Source organism: Burkholderia sp. BCC1998, assembly GCF_905339875.1.
Classification (GTDB): Bacteria; Pseudomonadota; Gammaproteobacteria; order Burkholderiales; family Burkholderiaceae; genus Burkholderia.
The window spans coordinates 125816-146328 of sequence record NZ_CAJPHE010000020.1; the positions used below are offsets into that span (position 1 = coordinate 125816).

Genomic DNA, 20513 nt, shown 5'->3' on the forward strand with positions numbered 1-20513 from the left:
CACCGCCGGCCTTAAGTGCCGTTTAAGACGCGCGGGCCACCATCCGGACGCCCGCCGTCAGTCGGCACCTCGTCCCGGCATGCCGTATCGCGGCGCGCGTCCGGCTCCGCCCGGCCCGCGCGCCGGCTACTCATCAGGAAGCACATGACCCAATCGATCGATCCCGTCCGCTCCGCCTCCGACGCGCCGCAGGACGAGCGCCCGGTATCCGCATGGAGCCTCATCAAGCCCTACTGGGTGTCGTCCGAATGGAAAGTCGCGTGGGGGCTGCTGGTCACGATCATCGCGATCAACCTCTGCGTGGTCTGGATCAACGTCAAGCTGAACAAGTGGAACGCGCAGTTCTACAACGCGCTGCAGTCGAAGGACGTCCACGACTTCCCGAACCTGCTGATGCAGTTCTCCGCGCTCGCATTCGGCTTCATCATCCTCGCGGTGTACGGCCGCTACCTGCGCCAGATGCTCGGGTTCCGCTGGCGCCAGTGGCTGACCGACCGGTTTCTCGGCCAGTGGCTCGGCGATCGCGCGTTCTACCGGATCGAACGCGACCGTCTCGCCGACAACCCCGACCAGCGGATCACCGACGACCTCCAGTCGTTCGCGACGACGACGCTCGCGCTGTCGCTCGACCTGCTGTCGACGGTCGTCACGCTCGTGTCGTTCATCACGATCCTGTGGTCGCTCGCCGGCGCGCTGACGCTCTCGCTCGGCGCAACGCCGATCACGATCCCCGGCTACATGGTGTGGGCGGCCGCGCTGTACGCGGTGGTCGGCTCGCTGATCATCCAGAAGGTCGGTCACCCGCTCGTGTCGATCAACTACCAGCAGCAGCGCGTCGAGGCCGACTTCCGCTTCGGGCTGATCCGCGTGCGCGAGAACGCCGAGCAGATCGCGTTCTACGACGGCGAGAAAACCGAGACCGCCAACGCGCAGAGCCTGTTCACGCGCATTCGCGACAACTGGTGGCGCGTGATGAAGTACACGAAGCGCCTCACGTTCGTGCTGAGCTTTTACGGGCAGATCGCGATCATCTTCCCGCTCGTCGTCGCGGCGCCGCGCTATTTCGCCGGCGCGTTCTCGTTCGGCGTGCTGATGCAGATCTCGTCCGCGTTCGGCACCGTCAGCGATTCGTTCTCGTGGTTCATCAACAGTTACTCGACCCTCGTCGAATGGCGCGCCACCGTCAACCGTCTGCGTGAATTCAAGCGCGTGATGGGCACGTCGCACCTGAAGGAAAGCCTGTCGCCCGCGACCGAGCACGGCGGCATCAACCTGCACTACGTCGATGCCGCGAAGCTGTCGACGTCGTCGCTGAAGCTCGCGCTGCCGAACGGCAACGCGCTCGCGAACATCGGCAACGTGACGATCGAACCCGGCTCGCGCTGGCTCGTGATCGGCAAGTCGGGTTCCGGCAAGAGCACGTTCATGCGCGCGCTCGCGGGCCTCTGGCCGTTCGGCGACGGCGCGATCGACGCGCCGGTCGGCGCGCGGATGATGTTCGTGCCGCAGACGAGTTACCTGCCGATCGGCACGCTGAAAGCAGCGCTCACGTATCCGGCCGCGCCCGACACGTTCACCGACGACGCGTGCCGCGACGCGCTGCGCGCGTGCCGCCTCGAAGACTACGTCGAGCGCCTCGGCGAGACCGGCCACTGGACGCGCGTGCTGTCGCCGGGCGAACAGCAGCGTCTCGCCGGCGCGCGCGTGCTGCTGCACAAGCCGGACTTCCTGTTCCTCGACGAAGCGACGAGCGCGCTCGACGCCGACAACGAAGCGCGGCTCTATCATCTGTTCGCCGAACGGCTGCCGAAGGCCGCGATCGTCAGCATCGCGCACCGCGAGTCGCTGGCCGCGTTCCACGTCGGCACGATCAACGTCGAACGCGTGAACGACAGCGACAAGGTCGCCGCGTAACCGCACAACAGAAGGCCGGCGCATGCCGCGCCGGCCTTCTCTTCCGCGTCCTTCCCGTCTTCCCGCTACGCCGGCACGATCGGCACCGACACGATCGGCACATGCGACACGCCGTCGTGCGACAACCGGCTTTCAAATAGCGTCAGCGCGACGAAACGCAGCGCAACCGGCCGCCCGGTCGCGCCGCCGTGCGCGGGCTGCCCGTCCGCGTCGCGCGGCAGCCGCGCGAGCGTGACGTGTGGCCGGAACGGCCGGCGGTCGGCCGGCACGCCCAGCTCGCGCAGCAGCGAGGACAACTCGGCATTCAGCGCCGCACAGGCGGGATCGGGCGCGAGTTCCGCGACGATCAGCCTCGCGCGCGGCAGGCTCGGCCACCATGCAATCCGCTCGACCGGCTGCAACGGCAAAGCATGCGCGGCCGCGAGCGCCGGCAGGCGTGCGGCCAGCGCGTCGCAACGCGCGCGTTCGATCGCGCCGATGAACGCGAGCGTCACGTGCAGTTGCGCGGGCAGCGTGCGCCGCGCGCCGCGGGTGACCGGCAGCGCGTGCAACGCATCGCGCGACGCCGTATCGGGCATCAGTGCGACGAACACTCGGAGCCGGTCGCCGTTCATGACTTGCGCACCGCCACGCGTGCTTCGGCCACCACTTCGACAGGCGCCGCTCGCTGCGGCAGCGGGCCGTGCTCGCCCCCCACGTCGGCCGGCAGCACGTGAGCGAGTTCGGGAACGAACGCCGACGACATCCCGACGAGCGCCGTCATCCACATCCGGAAGATCGCGCCCGCCCCGCCGACCGTCAGCGCGACCGCGACGCCGGCCATGTTGCCGGCGCCGGGCAGCAGTGCGATCAGCACGTCATTCCACAACACGCCGTTGGCGGCGTCGATCAACCCATGCACGAATGCCTCCATCCAGAGTCGTTGTAAATGGGGTCGTCATACGCGGCGGCCGTGCGAACGCGGCGAAGACAGTTCTCAATGGGTATTACAAAACGAAAGGCTTCGAAATCGCGAAACGAAACATCAACGCCCGATGTGATCAGGTTAGGCGACGCTTCGGGAAGATGCGGGACGCGCAACGGGGGGAGCGAGCGGCGCATGCATGCCTGGAACTCGTGTGTGCCGCGAAGCCACGCACTTCGTCACGCGGAGTGGTTGGCGCGGCGCCAAGTAGCGATCCAGTCCGAAAATAGCGCGGTGGGCGATTCGCGGCTTTTCGCACCGGAAAACGTTCGCAATAGCGGAGCGCCAAATAGAAATCACGACGAAAAACAGAACCCGCCATTGAACCGGCTTTTCATGCCATCCGATTAGCCATGGAAAATTTCTCAAAACGCGAGCATGCCAAAGCAGAAATTAATGCGGCGAACCGAAGCGGTTTTCCAGGTCACGGCATTCGCGCACGGAATGGGCCGCCCCCCTTGCCGCCACGGGCACCACCTTCCCGTGGCGACAACGAACCGTTCTTATGCTCGTAGCGATTGCGGCGCTCTTTCGGCCACTGCCTGGAAGGCATGAACCGGCGTCCATTGCTGTGCGTGGGTCCCGTTGTAGGGGAATGCCCAGACGAGGTTGTTCGCTTGCAGGCTATCGTAATGGTCGTCGATCACGAGGCCGGTGTTGGCGAGGGACGTAATATATCCCGGGCGAATCGAAATGCTCCAGCGCTGCGACGGCGCCCCCGTGAACGGACGCAGGACCAGCGGCGTCTCGGGCGCGACCTTCCCGTCTGCGAAGTCGACCGCCAGCTTGCCGCCGCCGTTCGAATCGCTGAAATCCAGAATGATGCAACCGTGGGTGGGATCGTAGTCCCACAGGGTCTGCACATTCGGGTCGGTGAAGTAGCGCAGTTGTACCGGGGCATTGGGGCCGATCACGCTGCCGTTGGTATTGTTCTGGGCAACACCGAGGACGCGCGTGGGGTCTTGCGTAAACTGAAACGACATCGATATATACGCCATGATTTTCTCCAAAAAGTATGAAAACCAGACCTTTTTCATGCACCTGAATTAATCAGGCGAAAATCACTATAGGCGGCGATAGACCGCGATTCAATCTCTACCTCAATATATCGTTTGATATTTTTGTTTTTATAAATTGTCGATTTAATTGCTGCTTTATTGATTGCCGGCAGCGCTCGGCCCAATAAAAAAACCGGGCGCCCTTTCGGACGCCCGGTTTTCCTCGAAACCCGCTCGCGCGCTTCAGCTCAGCGCGGCAGTTCCGAATGCCCCATCAGGTACGCGTCGACCGAGCGCGCGCACTGGCGGCCTTCGCGGATCGCCCAGACGACGAGCGACTGGCCGCGACGCATGTCGCCTGCCGCGAACACCTTGTCGACCGACGTGTAGTACGAGCGATCGCCTTCGGTCGCCGCGCGCGCGTTGCCGCGTGCATCCTTCGCGACGCCGAATGCCTCGAGCACGGTGGCTGCCGGCTGCGTGAAGCCCATCGCGAGCAGCACCAGGTCGGCCTTCATCTCGAACTCGGAGCCCGGCACTTCCTGCATCTTGCCGTCCTTCCACTCGACGCGCACCGCGATCAGCTTCTCGACCTTGCCGTTCTTGCCTTCGAGACGCTTGGTCGCGACCGCCCAGTCACGCTCGCAGCCTTCCTCGTGCGACGACGACGTGCGCAGCTTGATCGGCCAGTACGGCCACACGAGCGGCTTGTTTTCCTCTTCCGGCGGCTGCGGCAGCAGCTCGAACTGCGTGACCTGCTTCGCGCCGTGACGGTTCGACGTGCCGACGCAGTCCGAACCCGTATCGCCGCCGCCGATCACGATCACGTGCTTGCCCTTCGCGAGCAGCTGGTCGGCGAGCTTGTCGCCCGCGTTCACGCGGTTCTGCTGCGGCAGGAAGTCCATCGCGAAATGCACGCCCGCGAGTTCGCGGCCCGGCACCGGCAGGTCGCGCGGCGTTTCCGAACCGCCCGCGATCACGACCGCGTCGAATTCTTCCTTCAGCGTGTCCGGCGAAATGGTTTCCTTCGCGAGGCTGCCGATCGACTCGGGCAGCGGATCCTTGCCGATGAACACGCTGGTGCGGAACGTCACGCCTTCCGCTTCCATCTGGCGCATGCGGCGATCGATCAGCCACTTCTCGAGCTTGAAGTCGGGGATCCCGTAACGCAGCAGGCCGCCGACGCGATCGTTCTTCTCGAACACCGTCACGTCGTGGCCGGCACGCGCGAGCTGCTGCGCGGCGGCGAGGCCCGCGGGGCCCGAACCGACGACCGCGACTTTCTTGCCGGTCTTGTGTTCGGCCGGCAGCGGCTTCACCCAGCCTTCGGCCCAGGCCTTGTCGATGATCGCGTGCTCGATCGACTTGATGCCGACCGGATCGTTGTTGATCCCGAGCGTGCAGGCTGCCTCGCACGGCGCCGGGCAGATGCGGCCCGTGAACTCGGGGAAGTTGTTGGTCGAATGCAGGACTTCGATCGCCTGCTGCCAGTCCTGGCGGTAAACGAGATCGTTGAAGTCCGGAATGATGTTGTTGACCGGGCAGCCGTTGTTGCAGAACGGGATGCCGCAGTCCATGCAGCGTGCGCCCTGGACCTTCGCGTCCGCGTCGGTCAGCGCCGCGACGAATTCCTTGTAGTGCTTCACGCGCGTGAGCGGTGCTTCGTACGCCTCGTGGCGGCGTTCGAACTCCAGAAAACCGGTTGCCTTGCCCATAAGGTGCTCTTCTGTTCGGTGTATCGGGTGGGGGAGCCGCGCGCGGCCGTCAGGCGCGCGCGGCATTCGCTATGTCGTTCGTCGCTCAGGCGGCCAGCACTTCCTTCGCCGCCTTCTTCGCACCGATCTCGCCCAGCGCGCGCTTGTATTCGTGCGGGAACACCTTCACGAACTGGCGGCGCGCCGCGTCCCAGTTTTCCAGCAGCGACTTCGCGCGCGGCGAACCCGTGAACTGGAAATGACGCTCGACGAGCCCCTTGAGCAGCGCTTCGTCCGTCGTGCCCGCATGCCAGAGCGCGCGGTCGACCGTGCGCTCCTGCTCGGCCTGCTGCAGCACCGGCTCGAGCGCGACCATCGACTTGTTGCACTTCGCCGCGAACGTGCCTTCCGGATCGTAGATGTACGCGAGACCGCCCGACATGCCGGCCGCGAAGTTGCGCCCGGTTTCGCCGAGCACGACGACCGTGCCGCCCGTCATGTATTCGCAACCGTGGTCGCCCGTGCCTTCGACGACCGCCGTCGCGCCCGAGTTACGCACGCAGAAGCGCTCGCCCGCGACGCCGCGGAAGAACGATTCGCCTTCGATCGCGCCGTACATCACCGTGTTGCCGCAGATGATGTTTTCCTCGGACTTGCCGCGGAAGTCGTTGGTCGGACGGATGATGATCCGGCCGCCCGACAGGCCCTTGCCGACGTAGTCGTTGCCGTCGCCGACGAGATCGAGCGTCACGCCCTTCGCGAGGAACGCGCCGAAGCTCTGGCCGGCCGTGCCCTTCAGCTGGATGTGCACCGCGTCGTCGGCCAGGCCTTCGTGGCCGTGCTTCTTCGCGATCACGCCCGACAGCATCGCGCCGACCGTCCGGTTCACGTTGCGCACCGGCTGGATGAACGACACATGCTCGCCGTTCTCGATCGCGGCCTTCGCCTTCTCGATCAGCACGTGGTCGAGCGCGCGCTCGAGGCCGTGATCCTGCACGTCGACGTGACGCGGCGCGACGTCCTCGCACTCTTCCGGCTGGTAAAACACGCGCGAGAAGTCGAGGCCCTTCGCCTTCCAGTGCTCGATGCCCTTGCGCGTATCGAGCAGGTCGGCACGGCCGATCAGGTCGTCGAACTTCGCGACGCCGAGCTGCGCCATGATCTCGCGCACTTCCTCGGCGACGAAGAAGAAGTAGTTCACGACGTGCTCGGGCTGGCCCTGGAACTTCGCACGCAGCACCGGATCCTGCGTCGCGACGCCGACCGGGCACGTGTTCAGGTGGCACTTGCGCATCATGATGCAGCCTTCGACGACGAGCGGTGCCGTCGCGAAGCCGAATTCGTCCGCGCCGAGCAGCGCGCCGATCACGACGTCGCGGCCCGTCTTCATCTGGCCGTCGGCCTGCACGCGGATGCGGCCGCGCAGGCGGTTCAGCACCAGCGTCTGCTGCGTTTCGGCGAGGCCGAGTTCCCACGGCGTGCCCGCATGCTTGACCGACGACAGCGGCGACGCGCCCGTGCCGCCGTCATGGCCGGCGATCACGACGTGGTCGGCCTTCGCCTTCGCGACACCGGCCGCGACCGTGCCGACGCCGACTTCCGACACCAGCTTCACCGAGATGCTCGAGCTCGGGTTCACGTTCTTCAGGTCGTGGATCAGCTGCGCCAGATCCTCGATCGAGTAGATGTCATGGTGCGGCGGCGGCGAGATCAGGCCGACGCCCGGCACCGAGTAACGCAGCTTGCCGATGTACTCGGACACCTTGTGGCCCGGCAGCTGGCCGCCTTCGCCCGGCTTCGCGCCCTGCGCCATCTTGATCTGGATCTGGTCGGCCGATGCCAGGTACTCGGCGGTGACGCCGAAGCGGCCCGACGCGACCTGCTTGATCTTCGAGCGCAGCGAATCGCCGTCCTTCAGCGGAATGTCGCTGACGATCTCGTCGCCGATCACCGACTTCAGCGTCTCGCCCGACTTGATCGGAATGCCGCGCAGTTCGTTGCGGTAGCGCTTCTCGTCCTCGCCGCCTTCGCCGGTGTTCGACTTGCCGCCGATCCGGTTCATCGCGATCGCGAGCGTCGCGTGCGCTTCCGTGCTGATCGAACCGAGCGACATCGCGCCCGTCGCGAAGCGCTTCACGATGTCCTTCGCCGGTTCGACGTTTTCGATCGGGATCGCCTTGGTCGGCTCGACCTTGAACTCGAACAGGCCGCGGAACGTCATGTGACGCTTGGTCTGGTCGTTGATCAGGTGCGCGTATTCCTTGTAGGTCTGGTACGAGTTACTGCGCGTCGCGTGCTGGAGCTTCGCGATCGAGTCCGGCGTCCACATGTGGTCTTCGCCGCGCACGCGATACGCGTACTCGCCGCCCGCGTCGAGCATGTCGCGCAAGACCGGGTTGTCGCCGAACGCATCGCGGTGCAGGCGGATCGCTTCTTCCGCGACTTCGAACAGGCCGATACCGCCGACCTTCGAGGCCGTGCCCTTGAAGTACTTCTCGACGAGGTCGCTCGACAGGCCGAGCGCTTCGAAGATCTGCGCGCCCGTGTACGACATGTACGTCGAGATGCCCATCTTCGACATCACCTTCTGCAGGCCCTTGCCGACCGCCTTCGTGAAGTTGTAGACGGCCTTCTCCGGCGACAGGTCGCCCGACAGGCCTTCGGCCATCTTCGCGAGCGTTTCCATCGCGAGGTACGGGTGCACGGCTTCCGCGCCGTAGCCCGCGAGCAGCGCGAAGTGGTGCGTCTCGCGTGCGGAGCCCGTCTCGACGACGAGGCCCGTGCTCGTGCGCAGCCCTTGCTGGACGAGGTGCGAGTGGATCGCCGACGTGGCGAGCAGCGCCGGAATCGCGACGTGCTCGGCGTCCGTCTTGCGGTCCGACACGATCAGCATGTTGTAGCCCGACTTGACCGCGTCGACGGCTTCCGCGCACAGCGACGCGAGGCGCGCCTCGATGCCTTCCTTGCCCCATGCGACCGGGTAGCAGATGTTCAGTTCGTACGCGCTGAACTTGCCGCCCGTGTACTGGTCGATCGCGCGGATCTTCGCGATGTCCTTGAAGTCGAGCACCGGCTGCGACACTTCGAGACGCATCGGCGGGTTGATGTTGTTCGTGTCGAGCAGGTTCGGCTTCGGGCCGATGAACGACACGAGCGACATCACCATGTTCTCGCGGATCGGGTCGATCGGCGGGTTCGTGACCTGCGCGAACAGCTGCTTGAAGTAGTGATAGAGCGTCTTGTTCTTGTTCGACATCACCGCGAGCGGCGAGTCGTTGCCCATCGAGCCGACGGCCTCTTCGCCCTGCTGCGCCATCGGCGCCATCAGGAACTTCAGGTCTTCCTGCGTATAGCCGAACGCCTGCTGGCGGTCGAGCAGCGCGGCGCCCTGCGTGCGGCCGGCCGCGACGTCCTCGGCCTTCGGCTCGATCTCGTCGAGCTTGATGCGCACGGCGTCGATCCAGCTCTTGTACGGCTTCGCGTTCGCGAGGTTGTCCTTGAGCTCCTTGTCGTCGATGATGCGGCCGTGTTCCATGTCGATCAGGAACATCTTGCCCGGCTGCAGGCGCCACTTCTTGACGATCTTCGATTCGGGGATCTGCAGCGTGCCGGCTTCCGACGCCATGATGACGAGGTCGTCGTCGGTCACGATGTAGCGCGCCGGGCGCAGGCCGTTACGGTCGAGCGTCGCGCCGATCTGGCGGCCGTCGGTAAACGCGATCGCGGCGGGGCCGTCCCACGGCTCCATCATCGCGGCGTGGTATTCGTAGAACGCGCGGCGGTTCTCGTCCATCAGCGTGTGCTGTTCCCAGGCTTCCGGGATCATCATCATCACCGCGTGCACGAGCGGGTAGCCGGCCATCACCAGCAGTTCGAGACAGTTGTCGAACGATGCGGTGTCCGACTGGCCCGGGTAGATCAGCGGCCACAGCTTCGGCAGGTCGTCGCCGAGCACGTGCGACGCGATCGCGCCGGTACGCGCGTTCAGCCAGTTCACGTTGCCCTTCACGGTGTTGATCTCGCCGTTGTGCGCGATCATCCGGTACGGGTGCGCCAGCTCCCAGGCCGGGAACGTGTTGGTCGAGAAGCGCTGGTGCACGAGCGCGAGCGCCGACACGACGCGCGCGTCCTGCAGGTCGCGGTAGTACACGCCGACCTGGCCCGCCAGCAGCAGCCCCTTGTAGACGATCGTGCGCGCCGACATCGACGGCACGAAGTATTCCTTGCCGTGCTTGAGCTTCAGCGCCTGGATGCGGTGGCTCGCGGTCTTGCGGATCACGTACAGCTTCCGCTCGAGCGCGTCCGTCACCATGATGTCCTTGCCGCGGCCGATGAAGATCTGGCGGATCAGCGGCTCGCTCGCCTTGACCGTCGGCGAGATCGGCATCGTATGGTCGACCGGCACGTCGCGCCAGCCGAGCACGACCTGCCCTTCTGCCCGCACCGTCCGCTCGAGCTCCTGCTCGCACGCGAGACGCGATGCATTTTCCTTCGGCAGGAAGATCATGCCGACCCCATATTCGCCGGCCGGCGGCAGCGTCACGCCCTGCTTCGACATTTCCTCGCGATAGAACGCGTCCGGAATCTGGATCAGGATGCCGGCGCCGTCGCCCATCAGCGGATCGGCACCGACCGCGCCGCGGTGATCGAGGTTCTCGAGGATCTTCAGACCCTGCTGAATGATCTCGTGGCTCTTCTTGCCCTTGATGTGAGCGACGAAGCCGACGCCGCAGGCGTCGTGTTCGTTTTGCGGGTCGTACAGACCTTGTGCGGCGGGCACCGCGGCGAGCGGCTGCTGGTGGTCGTTCATGGGGACACCGTCGTAAAGGGGCCTCGAGGGCCGTTGAACCATTTTTTTGTTGCCGTCGATCCCGCTCCCGACGGGAGACGGCACGGCCGACAGTGGTTGGGCGAGCTTCACCCGGGCCACCGGAATTCGGAATATACGCGACGAATCAAAGGAATAGCAACAAAAACCGCTTGATCTAACCCCATTTAAACCAATGCTCGGATCTGGTGCCGTTTTATTGGGGCCGTATCGTTTTGGTGCAAAAAGAAGCGGCGCCCGCAGCGCCGCCTCGTGATCCGCCTTTCCCGCGTTACTGCTGGATCGGCGGCGTGTTTTCACGCACCTTTCTGGGGCGTCCGCGCGGCAGCGGCGACACGCGGCGGTTCGCCGTGCGCGCCGCCCACTCGCGGTAGTTCTCGCCGCCGAGCACCCAGCCCTTCAGCGTCGCCTGCTGGAGCTGATCGGCCTGCCGCTCGTCGAGCGGCTGCTCGCACAGCTCCTTGTACGCGCGCTGACGGTCGAACGGCGTGTTGCCGAGCGCCCAGTAGAGCGGATGGTCGGTGATCAGGCTGTCGACGGTGAGCCCGACGTGGTGCCGGTAGCTCGACCAGCGATAGGCGTCGGGCGTCGCGACCAGCTGCGCGCGCACCGGGCTCATCTCGACCACGCGGCTCGCGAGCAGGAAATAGCGCTCGCCTTCGATCACGGTCGCGCGATAGCGGCCTTCCCACAGGGTGCCGCGCCGCGAATAGCGCCGGTTGAAATGCGCGACGTAGCGGCGGCCGACCGCCTGCATCGCCTTCGGCAGGCTCGCCTCGTCGCTCGGCGTCACGAGGAGCTGCACCTGACGCGGCAGCAGCACGTAGGCATGCACCGAAAGATGGTGATCGCGTGCCGCGGCCTTCAGACAATCGATGAAGAGTTCGTAGTCCTGGTCGTCGACAAACGCGGGTTGCTGATCCAGGCCGCGCAGTATCACGTGCTGCGGCTGGTCGGGAACGTAGAGTCGTGCTAACCGTGCCATGCTGAATGTCCGTTTGAACGCGTTAGGAAATACCCGAAGGTCCGAAAATGCGCACCTGCGTAGAATGCCTGTCCTGGCGGGGCGCGGAAGCGTACGGTCGTGCGAATCCTAGGGAGAAAGCTCTAACTTGCGAGCTTGTTTGGTTTTAAACGCAGTCGTCATAATGAGCACGCCTTTGATCGGAGGAGACACAATGAAACGAAAACTGGCCATTACGGGGGCCGTGGCGCTCGCATTCGCGGGCGGTACGGCACACGCACAATCCGCAGGTGATTTCTACGTCAGCACCGGCTGGCTGCACTTTTCGCCGCAGGACAGCAGCGACCCGCTGTTCGTCTACGGCGTCGGCGGCACGCCCATCAACCAATCGATTCCCAACACCGGCGCCGGCATCAACGATGCCGATACGCTCGGTCTCGCAGCGGGCTACTTCGTCACCGACCATATCTCCACCGAGCTCGTGATGGGGATACCGCCGAAGTTCGACATTACCGGCAAGGGTCGGTTCGAAAACTTCGGCGTACTCGGCCGTGCGTACCAGTGGAGCCCCGCCGTATTGCTGCGCTACCACTTCAACGACGCCAACGCGAAGTTCCGTCCGTATGTCGGCGTCGGCGCGACATATACGTGGTTCACCGGCGCAAAGATCACGAACAGCAGCTTCGAGAACGGCGTGCTCGGCGGCCCGACCAGCGCGACGACCAGCAACCAGTGGGCGCCCGTGTTCAACGCCGGCTTCACGTACAACTTCACGAAACACTGGTTCGGCGGCCTGTCGATCTCGTACATCCCGATCAGCGTCACCGCGACCTTCACGACGGCCCGCCGGACGCCGGTCGGCACCCTGACCGAAACGTCGAAAGCGAAGATCTCGCTCAATCCGATCGTCACGTACCTGAACATCGGCTACCGCTTCTAAGCGTAGTCGAATATTTGGGGAATGGTTAATCCTGCTGCAATTTGTAGCCGATTTTTCGTGACGTAACGTCTCCACGATGGAAAACGCCCCGGCGGAAACCCGCCGGGGCGTCGTTTTTTTGCCTCAGGGTTTTCCCGCGACCAGCATCGCGCGGGACCGGTCGCTACGCGATGTCGTCCAGCGCATCGGCGGCGATCAGGTCGATCCGGTCCGTGCAGACCGCATCGACGCCCCAGCGCGCGAGTTCGCGCGCCCGGGCGAGGTCGTTGACCGTGTACACCAGGATCCGCAGGCCCGCCGTCTTGATCGCGCGCACGAGCGGTTCGTCGAGCTCCTTGTGGCTTGCGTGCAACGATACGCAGCCGAGCGCATCGACGACCTGCGCGTGCCAGTCGTCCGGTACCGCCTCGTACAGCATCCCGCGCGGCAGCGCCGGTGCGCTCGCGCGCGCCTGTTGCAGCGCCTCGAACGAGAACGACGACAAGAGCGGCGGCACCGCCGCGCCATGCCAGTACGCGGCCGCATCCGCTGCGACCCGCTGCCCCGTGTCGCGCTCGCGGCCAGGGCACGGCTTGATCTCGACGTTCGCCGCCAGCCCGTGCGCGACGCAGCGCGCCGCCGCCGCCTCGAGCGTCGGCATCCGCTCGCCCGCGAAACGCGCGTCGAACCAGGCACCGGCGTCGAGCGCGGCCAGCGCCGCATAACGCATGCCCGCCGCCGGGCCGCGGCCGTTCGACGTGCGGTCGACCGTGTCGTCGTGCAGGAGGAACGTCACGTCGTCGGCCGACAGCTTCGCGTCGAACTCGACCATCCGGTGACCGCGCCGCGCGCCCTCGTCGAACGCGGCGAGCGTGTTCTCCGGCGCGAGCGTGCCGCCGCCGCGATGGGCGACGACGCGCGGATAGGGCCAGTCGGTTCGGGAAGTCATCATGCGCCTCGCAACGGGTTCGTCAGGTTCAGCCGGCCCGCTTGCCGGTCTCGGGATCGAAGAAATGCAGCCGGTGCGCGGGCAGCGCGGCACCCAGCGCCGTGCCGCGCGCGGGACGATCCGCGTGCGGCAGCCGCACCGCGACGTCGTGGTTGCCCCAGCGGCCGTGCGCGAGGTTGTCCGCGCCGAGCAGCTCGCACGAGTCGACCGGCAGCGTCGCCTGCGCGACGCCCGGCTGCGGCGTCATGTGCTCCGGCCGCACGCCGAGCACCCAGTCGCGCCCGGTGGCGATCGCGGTGCCGATGCCGGGCGCGCCGGCGACCGGCAGCGCCGGGCCGCCGCCCGCGACCGTAAACGTCGCGCCATCCTCCGACAGCCGGCCGTGCATCAGGTTCATCGCCGGCGAGCCGATGAAGCCCGCGACGAACACCGTCGCCGGCTTCTCGTACACGTCGACCGGCGCGCCGATCTGCTCCGCATAACCGCGGTTCATCACGATCACGCGCTGCGCGAGCGTCATCGCCTCGATCTGGTCGTGCGTCACGTACACGCTCGTGGTCGCGAGCCGCGCATGCAGCCGCTGGATCTCGAGCCGCATCTGCACGCGCAGCTTCGCGTCGAGGTTCGACAGCGGCTCGTCGAACAGGAATACCGACGGCTCGCGCACGATCGCGCGCCCCATCGCGACGCGCTGCCGCTGGCCGCCCGACAGTTCGCGCGGCCGCCGCGCGAGCAGCGGCTCGAGCTCGAGGATCTTCGCGGCGGCAGCCACCCGCGCGTCGATCGTCGCGCGCTCGATGCCGCGGATCTTCAGCCCGTAGCCCATGTTCTGCGCGACCGTCATGTGCGGATACAGCGCGTAGTTCTGGAACACCATCGCGATGTCGCGATCCTTCGGCTCCAGCGCGTTGACCACGCGCTCGCCGATCGCGATCTCGCCGTCCGTCACCGTCTCGAGCCCCGCGATCATCCGCAGCAGCGTCGACTTGCCGCAGCCCGACGGGCCGACCAGCACGATGAATTCGCCGTCGGCGATCTCCACGTCGATGCCATGCAGCACGTGCTGCTTGCCGTCGTAGGATTTCCTGACGCCCTTCAAGCTCAGCGCAGCCATACCTTGTCCTTCTCCCGGTTACGTCAGTTATTTCTCGGAATCGACGAGGCCGCGCACGAACCAGCGCTGCATCGCCAGCACGACGACGAGCGGCGGAATCATCGCCAGCAGCGTCGCCGCCATTACGTATTGCCATTCGGTCGCGGCGTCGCCGCTCGCGATCATCGTCTTGATGCCCACCACCGCCGTCGACAGCGACGCCTCCGTCGTGATCAGGATCGGCCACAGATACTGGTTCCAGCCGTAGATGAACGTGATCACGAACAGCGCCGCGATGCTCGTCTTCGACAGCGGCAGCACGACGTCCCGGAAGAAGCGCAGCGGCCCCGCGCCGTCGATGCGCGCGGCGTCCATCAGCTCGTCGGGCAACGTCATGAAGAACTGGCGGAACAGGAACGTCGCGGTCGCCGATGCGATCAGCGGCAGCGAGAGCCCCGCGTAGGTGTTCGTCATGTGGAGCGTCGACACGACCTGCACGGTCGGGAAGATCCGCACCTCGACCGGCAGCATCAGCGTGATGAAGATCAGCCAGAACGCCGTGTTGCGGAACGGGAAGCGGAAGTAGACGATCGCGTACGCGGACAGGATCGACACCGCGATCTTGCCGACCGCGATCGCGAGCGCCATCACGAAGCTGTTGACGAGCAGCCGGCCGAACGGCGCCGTCGTGCCGCCGCTGCCGTGCCCCCAGATATAGGCGACGTTCTCCAGCAGGTGCGTGCTCGGCACCAGCGACAGCGGGATCGTGAACACTTCCTGCGCGTTCATGGTCGCCGCGCAGAACGCGACGTACACGGGGAACACGATCAGCACGACGCCCGCGATCAGCACCGCGTGGCAGAACAGGTCGAAGCCCTTGCGATTTTCGATCATGCGTATTGCACCCTGCGTTCGACGAAGCGGAACTGGATCACCGTCAGGCCGACGACGATGATCATCAGCACGACCGACTGCGCACCCGAGCTGCCGATGTCGAGCCCCTGGAAGCCTTCCGTGAAGATCTTGTAGATCAGCGTCTTCGTGCTCTGCGCGGGGCCGCCGGCGGTGGCCGCGTCGATCACCGGGAAGGTGTCGAAGAACGCGTAGACGAGGTTCACGACCAGCAGGAAGAAGCTCGTCGGCGACAGCAGCGGCAGCACGATGTGGAAGAAGCGCCGCACCGGCCCGGCACCGTCGATCGCCGCCGCCTCGATCAGCGAGCGCGGAATCGCCTGCAGCCCTGCGTAGAAGAACAGGAAGTTGTAGCTCACCTGCTTCCATACCGACGCGAGCACGACGAGGAACATCGCCTGGCCGCCGTTCAGCGCGTGATTCCACACGATGCCGCCCTTCGCGAGCGCATAGGTGACGAGGCCGATGCTCGGGTTGAACAGGAACGCCCACAGCACGGCCGCGATCGTCGGCGCGACCGCATACGGCCAGATCAGCAGCGTGCGGTATACGCGCGCGCCGCGGATCACGCGGTCGGCGCAGGCGGCGAGCAGCAGCGACACGACGAGCCCGCTGACCGTGACGAGCGAGCTGAACACCAGCGTCGTGCGGAACGAGTCGAGGTACAGCGGGTCGGCGAACAGGTGCGTGAAGTTCGCGAAACCGACGAATTCACTCGACGTGCCGAACGCGTCCTGCATCTGCGTCGACTGCCACAGCGCGACGCCGGCCGGCCACAGGAAGAACACGGCGGTGATCGCGAGCTGCGGCGCGATCAGCAGGTACGGCAGCAGGCTCGCGCCGAAACGGGAACGGGATTGCATCGCGGGTGTCCGGAGGCGAAACGGGAAGGGAACCGTGCCGCCGGCCCGCACGCACGCATACGCGATGCGGCGGCCGGCGGCACGAACGCGATGCAGGCTCAGCCGCCCGACTTCTCGAAGCGGCGCAGCAGCTCGTCGCCACGCGAGGCCGCCGAGTCGAGCGCCTCCTTCGGCGACTTCTTCTCCGCCCAGACCTGCTCCAGCTCTTCGTCGACGACCGTGCGGATCTGCGGCATGTTGCCGAGGCGCAGCCCCTTCGTATACGGCAGCGGCGGCTTGTTCATCATCTGCTTGATCGCGGTTTCCGCGCTCGGGTTCTTCGCATAGAAGCCCTGCTGGCGCGTGAGTTCGTACGCGGCCGTCGTGACCGGCAGGTAGCCGGTTTCCTGGTGCCACTTCGCGGCGATCGGCGGCGAGGCCAGGAATGCGAGGAACTTCGCGACGCCCTTGTAGGTCGCCGGATCCTTGCCGGCCAGCACCCACAGGCTCGCGCCGCCGATGATCGCGTTCTGCGGCGCGCCCTTCACGTTCGCGTCGTACGGCATCATGCCGGTGCCGTAGCTGAACTTCGCGAACTTCTGCACGTTCGCGAGCGCGCCCGACGACGTCGTCAGGATCCCGCAGTCGCCGCTGTAGAACTTCGCCGATGCCTCGTCCTTGCGGCCCGCGTACGTGAACGTGCCGTCCTTCTGCATCTGTTGCAGGAACGCGATGTGCGCGACCTGCTGCGGCTTGTTGAATTCGAGCGCCGCGTCGGCGCCGTCGAAGCCGTTGTTGCGGCTTGCGAACGGCAGCGCATGCCACGCGCTGTAGTTTTCGAGCTGGATCCAGCCCTGCCAGCCGGTCGTGAAGCCGCACGTCATCCCGGATTTGCGCAGCTTCTCCGCGGCGGCCTGCACGTCGGCCCACGTCTTCGGCGGCTGGTTCGGGTCGAGCCCGGCCTTCTTGAACGCGTCCTTGTTGTAGTACAGCACCGGCGTCGAGCTGTTGAACGGCATCGACACGAGATGGCCCGTCTTCGCGTCGCTGTAGTAGCTCGCGATGGTCGGTACGAACGCCTTTTCGTCGAGCGGCACGCCGGCCTGCTTGAACACGTCGTAGACCGGCACGACGGCCTTCTTCGCCTGCATCATCGTCGCGGTGCCGACTTCATAGACCTGGAGGATCGCCGGCGCGTTGCCGCTGCGATAGGCGGCGATGCCCGCCGCGAGTGCCTGGTCGTACGTGCCCTTGAAGACCGGCACGATCTTGTAGTCGCTCTGCGATGCGTTGAACTGCGTGGCGAGCTCGTTGACGCGCTCACCGAGCGCCGACTCCATCGCATGCCAGAACTGGATCTCCGTCGCGGCGAACGCCGCATGCTGCACACCGAACATGAGCGCGCCGCCCAGCGCGATCGAGCGAACCATTGTCCCCGCGGGCTTCTTCTTCATCGATCTCTCTCCTGTGAAAACGTTACCAACAGCGTGTGCAACATTCCCGTCGCCATTGAACCGGCGAAGTCTAGTGATCGTTTGTGACAGTCAGTTGTCGTTGATGACGAACAGGCGCTGGTATTCCTTCAGCGCGAAGCGGTCGGTCATGCCGGCGATGTAGTGCGCGACGAGGCGCGGCTGCTGCGCTTCGTCGTCCGACTGGTACGGCGGCGGCAGCAGGCGCGGATCGTCGATGAACGCGTCGAACAGCCCGGTGACGACGCGCTGCGCCTTGTTCGCCATGCGCATCACCTTGTAGTGGCGATACAGGTTCTTGAACAGGAAACGCTTGAGGGCCGCCGCCTGCGCGGCGATCGGCTCGCTGTGCGCGACGAGCGGCGGCGCGGCGCGCACGTCGTCGAGCGACGCGGGCGCGACACGCGCGAGATTACGCGTGGTCTCGTCGATCAGGTCGACGATCAGCGTGTTGATGATGCGGCGCACCGTCTCGTGCACGAGGCGGCGGCCTTCGAGATGCGGGAATTCGGCGAGCGCCGCGTCGTAGTGGCGCTGCCACAGCTCGACTTCGGCGAGCTGCTCGATCGTGATCAGGCCGGAGCGCAGGCCGTCGTCGACGTCGTGGTTGTTGTACGCGATTTCGTCCGCGATGTTCGCGAGCTGCGCTTCCAGCGACGGCTGGCGGCCTTGCAGGAAACGCTCGCCGAGCGCGCCGAGCTTGCGGGCGTTCTCGCGCGAACAGTGCTTGAGGATGCCTTCGCGCGTCTCGAAGCACAGGTTCAGGCCGTTGAACGCGCCGTAGTGCTCCTCGAGCTCGTCGACCACCGCCAGGCTCTGCAGGTTGTGCTCGAAGCCGCCGTGCTCGCGCATGCACGCATTCAGCGCATCCTGCCCGGCATGGCCGAACGGCGTATGACCGAGATCGTGCGCGAGCGAGATCGCTTCGACGAGATCCTCGTTCAGGCGCAGGTTGCGCGCGACCGAACGCGCGATCTGCGCGACTTCGAGGCTGTGCGTGAGGCGGGTGCGAAACAGGTCGCCTTCGTGATTGACGAAGACCTGCGTCTTGTATTCGAGCCGGCGGAACGCGGTCGAATGAACGATGCGGTCGCGGTCGCGCTGGAATTCGGTGCGCGCCGCCGGCGGGGTTTCCTGATGGCGGCGGCCGCGCGACTGCGACGCGTGGGCGGCATACGGAGCGAGATGGGCTTCCAGCGCCGCCAGCGTCGGCGGCTCGGCCAGCACCGCGACGGATGCGCGGCCGGCTCGGGTCGGTTTGCTGCTGGATGTCTCGCTCACGTCTCCTCCATGTCAGGGGCGCCGGGGCATCCGGGGCGCCGTTACCGGGTCGTCTGCGCCAGCGTAGCGAACACGGCTTCGTCGGGCGCCTGGGTGATCAGCGTATCGCCGAATCGCTTCAGCAGGATGAACTTGATCGCTCCGGCTTCAGCCTTCTTGTCGACGCGCATCAGGTCCATGTAGCGCGCATCGCCGAGTGCCGGCCCGCGCACCGGCAGATGTGCGGCGGCGATCACCGCGTCGAGCCGCTGCCGCGACGCTTCGTCGAGCAGGCCGAGCCGCACCGACAGGTCGCCCGCCATCACCATCCCGCAGCCGACCGCTTCGCCGTGCAGCCACTCGCCATAACCGAGCCCGGCCTCGATCGCATGGCCGAACGTATGGCCGAAATTCAGGATCGCACGCAGCCCGCCTTCGCGTTCGTCGGCTGCGACCACGCTCGCCTTGATCTCGCACGAGCGCTTCACCGCATGCGCGAGCGCGGCCGGCTCGCGGCGGTTCAGCGCCTCGACGTTCGCCTCGATCCAGTCGAAGAATGCCGCATCGGCGATCGCGCCCGTCTTGATGACCTCGGCCACGCCGGCCGCCAGCTCGCGATCGGGCAACGTGGTCAGCGCGCCGATATCGGCGACCACGGCCTGCGGCTGGTAGAACGCGCCGATCATGTTCTTGCCGAGCGGGTGGTTGATGCCCGTCTTGCCGCCGACCGACGAATCGACTTGCGACAGCAGCGTCGTCGGCACCTGGATGAACGGCACGCCGCGCATGTAGCACGCGGCGGCGAAGCCGGTCATGTCGCCGATCACGCCGCCGCCGAGTGCGACGAGCGTCGTCTTGCGGTCGGCGCGCTCGGTCAGCAGGCCGTCGAAGATCAGGTTCAGCGTTTCCCAGTTCTTGTAGGCCTCGCCGTCCGGCAGCACGACCGTCGACACGCGCTTGCCGAGCGGCGCGAGCGCCGCGCGCAGCACGTCGCCGTAGAGCGGATCGACCGTCGTGTTCGTGACGATCGTGACCGACGAACCGGTGATGTGAGGGGCGAACAGCTCGGTGCGGCCGATCAGGCCGGCACCAATGTGAATCGGGTAGGCGCGCTCGCCCAGATCGACGTTGACGGTAATCATGCTTGTAGCGGCTTGGCGATGACGCCTGCCAGTTCGAGTTGCATCAGCACCATGTTGACGAGGCCGTTGACCGACGGGCGGCCGGTCTCGATGATGAAGTCCGCGCATTCGCGGTACAGCGGGTCGCGCACTTCGTAGAGCGCTTCGAGACGCGCCTTCGGATCGTCGGTCTGCAACAGCGGGCGGTTCTTGTCCTTGCGGGTGCGCAGCCACAGATCGTGCGGATTGGCGCGCAGATAGATGACGATGCCGCTGCTTTTCAGGCAGTCGCGATTCTCGGGCCGCAGCACCGCGCCGCCGCCCGTCGCGAGCACGATGTTCTCGCGCTGCGTGAGATCGGCGATCACCTGCGATTCGCGGTCGCGAAACCCGGCCTCGCCCTCCATCTCGAAGATCACCGGAATGCGCGCACCCGTGCGGGCCTCGATTTCGTGGTCGGAGTCGAAGAACGTCCTGTCGAGCCGGCGCGCGACCGCACGGCCCACGGTGGTCTTACCCGCTCCCATAAGGCCGACGAAAAATACGTTTGCGTGTGGGTCCCGCGCTTGCAACGGCTTCCTCT

General features: G+C 65.9%; 15 protein-coding genes and 1 pseudogene. 2 read left to right on the forward strand and 14 right to left on the reverse strand.

Annotated elements, in window-relative coordinates:
• Positions 1 to 144: 144 nt before the first annotated feature.
• Positions 145 to 1914 carry an ABC transporter ATP-binding protein/permease gene (locus U5A56_RS28540; RefSeq protein WP_044845970.1) on the forward strand — a complete coding sequence of 590 codons (1770 nt, stop codon included), beginning with the start codon at positions 145 to 147 and terminating at the stop codon, positions 1912 to 1914.
• A 65-nt stretch (positions 1915 to 1979) separates the two neighbouring features.
• Here the strand turns inward: U5A56_RS28540 and thpR are convergent, their stop codons facing one another.
• The 6 genes and pseudogenes from thpR to U5A56_RS28570 form a co-directional block, all read right to left on the reverse strand.
• A complete protein-coding gene (gene thpR / locus U5A56_RS28545) occupies positions 1980 to 2528 on the reverse strand; it encodes an RNA 2',3'-cyclic phosphodiesterase (RefSeq protein ID WP_044845971.1) in 549 nt (182 codons plus the stop codon).
• Between the two features lie 113 nt (positions 2529 to 2641).
• Positions 2642 to 2827 (reverse strand): annotated as a pseudogene (locus tag U5A56_RS28550) (alanine:cation symporter family protein); the annotation flags it as partial.
• A gap of 554 nt (positions 2828 to 3381) precedes the next feature.
• Positions 3382 to 3915 (reverse strand): RICIN domain-containing protein, encoded by a 534-nt coding sequence (locus U5A56_RS28555; RefSeq protein WP_052664703.1) that lies wholly within the window; start codon positions 3913 to 3915, stop codon positions 3382 to 3384.
• 209 nt (positions 3916 to 4124) lie between these two features.
• Positions 4125 to 5591: a glutamate synthase subunit beta gene (locus U5A56_RS28560; RefSeq protein ID WP_044845973.1), complete on the reverse strand. Its 1467-nt coding sequence runs from the start codon at positions 5589 to 5591 to the stop codon at positions 4125 to 4127.
• 85 nt (positions 5592 to 5676) lie between these two features.
• Positions 5677 to 10380 carry a glutamate synthase-related protein gene (locus tag U5A56_RS28565; RefSeq protein WP_321925771.1) on the reverse strand — a complete coding sequence of 1568 codons (4704 nt, stop codon included), beginning with the start codon at positions 10378 to 10380 and terminating at the stop codon, positions 5677 to 5679.
• A gap of 289 nt (positions 10381 to 10669) precedes the next feature.
• Positions 10670 to 11383, reverse strand: coding sequence for a transposase (locus U5A56_RS28570; RefSeq protein WP_006752972.1), 714 nt, complete (start codon positions 11381 to 11383; stop codon positions 10670 to 10672).
• Between the two features lie 193 nt (positions 11384 to 11576).
• Between U5A56_RS28570 and U5A56_RS28575 the strand changes: the two genes are divergently transcribed.
• Entirely contained in the window at positions 11577 to 12302 is a 726-nt protein-coding gene (locus U5A56_RS28575) for an OmpW/AlkL family protein (protein ID WP_044845975.1), read from the forward strand.
• 163 nt (positions 12303 to 12465) lie between these two features.
• Here the strand turns inward: U5A56_RS28575 and ugpQ are convergent, their stop codons facing one another.
• The 8 genes from ugpQ to U5A56_RS28615 all read right to left on the reverse strand — a co-directional run bounded on the left by ugpQ (position 12466) and on the right by U5A56_RS28615 (position 20502).
• The gene (gene ugpQ, locus U5A56_RS28580) at positions 12466 to 13230 is read right to left on the reverse strand and encodes a glycerophosphodiester phosphodiesterase (RefSeq protein WP_044846002.1); all 765 of its coding nucleotides are present in this window, start codon (positions 13228 to 13230) and stop codon (positions 12466 to 12468) included.
• Positions 13231 to 13258: 28 nt separating this feature from the next.
• Positions 13259 to 14344, reverse strand: coding sequence for a sn-glycerol-3-phosphate import ATP-binding protein UgpC (locus tag U5A56_RS28585; protein WP_124487847.1), 1086 nt, complete (start codon positions 14342 to 14344; stop codon positions 13259 to 13261).
• 27 nt (positions 14345 to 14371) lie between these two features.
• Complete coding sequence (gene ugpE, locus U5A56_RS28590) at positions 14372 to 15217, reverse strand: sn-glycerol-3-phosphate ABC transporter permease UgpE (RefSeq protein WP_044845977.1); 846 nt, start codon at positions 15215 to 15217, stop codon at positions 14372 to 14374.
• The gene (ugpA, locus tag U5A56_RS28595) at positions 15214 to 16098 is read right to left on the reverse strand and encodes a sn-glycerol-3-phosphate ABC transporter permease UgpA (protein ID WP_044845978.1); all 885 of its coding nucleotides are present in this window, start codon (positions 16096 to 16098) and stop codon (positions 15214 to 15216) included. Before ugpA ends, ugpE begins: the two co-directional genes overlap by 4 nt.
• Positions 16099 to 16196: 98 nt before the next feature.
• Positions 16197 to 17531, reverse strand: a complete 1335-nt coding sequence (gene ugpB, locus U5A56_RS28600; RefSeq protein WP_044845979.1) for a sn-glycerol-3-phosphate ABC transporter substrate-binding protein UgpB — start codon at positions 17529 to 17531, stop codon at positions 16197 to 16199.
• 90 nt (positions 17532 to 17621) lie between these two features.
• Positions 17622 to 18830 (reverse strand): deoxyguanosinetriphosphate triphosphohydrolase, encoded by a 1209-nt coding sequence (locus tag U5A56_RS28605; protein ID WP_321925774.1) that lies wholly within the window; start codon positions 18828 to 18830, stop codon positions 17622 to 17624.
• Between the two features lie 41 nt (positions 18831 to 18871).
• Positions 18872 to 19951 (reverse strand): 3-dehydroquinate synthase, encoded by a 1080-nt coding sequence (aroB, locus tag U5A56_RS28610; protein WP_321925776.1) that lies wholly within the window; start codon positions 19949 to 19951, stop codon positions 18872 to 18874.
• Positions 19948 to 20502: a shikimate kinase gene (locus U5A56_RS28615; protein WP_082088580.1), complete on the reverse strand. Its 555-nt coding sequence runs from the start codon at positions 20500 to 20502 to the stop codon at positions 19948 to 19950. Before U5A56_RS28615 ends, aroB begins: the two co-directional genes overlap by 4 nt.
• Positions 20503 to 20513 lie beyond the last annotated feature (11 nt).

Excerpts from the sequence above, each read along its gene's own strand:
- thpR (WP_044845971.1), bottom strand. The coding sequence starts at position 2,528 with ATGAACGGCGACCGGCTCCGAGTGTTCGTCGCACTGATGCCCGATACG.
- ugpQ (WP_044846002.1), bottom strand. The coding sequence starts at position 13,230 with ATGACTTCCCGAACCGACTGGCCCTATCCGCGCGTCGTCGCCCATCGC.
- aroB (WP_321925776.1), bottom strand. The coding sequence starts at position 19,951 with ATGATTACCGTCAACGTCGATCTGGGCGAGCGCGCCTACCCGATTCAC.
- U5A56_RS28540 (WP_044845970.1), top strand. The coding sequence starts at position 145 with ATGACCCAATCGATCGATCCCGTCCGCTCCGCCTCCGACGCGCCGCAG.
- U5A56_RS28570 (WP_006752972.1), bottom strand. The coding sequence starts at position 11,383 with ATGGCACGGTTAGCACGACTCTACGTTCCCGACCAGCCGCAGCACGTG.
- U5A56_RS28560 (WP_044845973.1), bottom strand. The coding sequence starts at position 5,591 with ATGGGCAAGGCAACCGGTTTTCTGGAGTTCGAACGCCGCCACGAGGCG.
- ugpA (WP_044845978.1), bottom strand. The coding sequence starts at position 16,098 with ATGCAATCCCGTTCCCGTTTCGGCGCGAGCCTGCTGCCGTACCTGCTG.
- U5A56_RS28565 (WP_321925771.1), bottom strand. The coding sequence starts at position 10,380 with ATGAACGACCACCAGCAGCCGCTCGCCGCGGTGCCCGCCGCACAAGGT.
- U5A56_RS28575 (WP_044845975.1), top strand. The coding sequence starts at position 11,577 with ATGAAACGAAAACTGGCCATTACGGGGGCCGTGGCGCTCGCATTCGCG.
- ugpB (WP_044845979.1), bottom strand. The coding sequence starts at position 17,531 with ATGAAGAAGAAGCCCGCGGGGACAATGGTTCGCTCGATCGCGCTGGGC.
- ugpE (WP_044845977.1), bottom strand. The coding sequence starts at position 15,217 with ATGATCGAAAATCGCAAGGGCTTCGACCTGTTCTGCCACGCGGTGCTG.
- U5A56_RS28555 (WP_052664703.1), bottom strand. The coding sequence starts at position 3,915 with ATGAAAAAGGTCTGGTTTTCATACTTTTTGGAGAAAATCATGGCGTAT.
- U5A56_RS28585 (WP_124487847.1), bottom strand. The coding sequence starts at position 14,344 with ATGGCTGCGCTGAGCTTGAAGGGCGTCAGGAAATCCTACGACGGCAAG.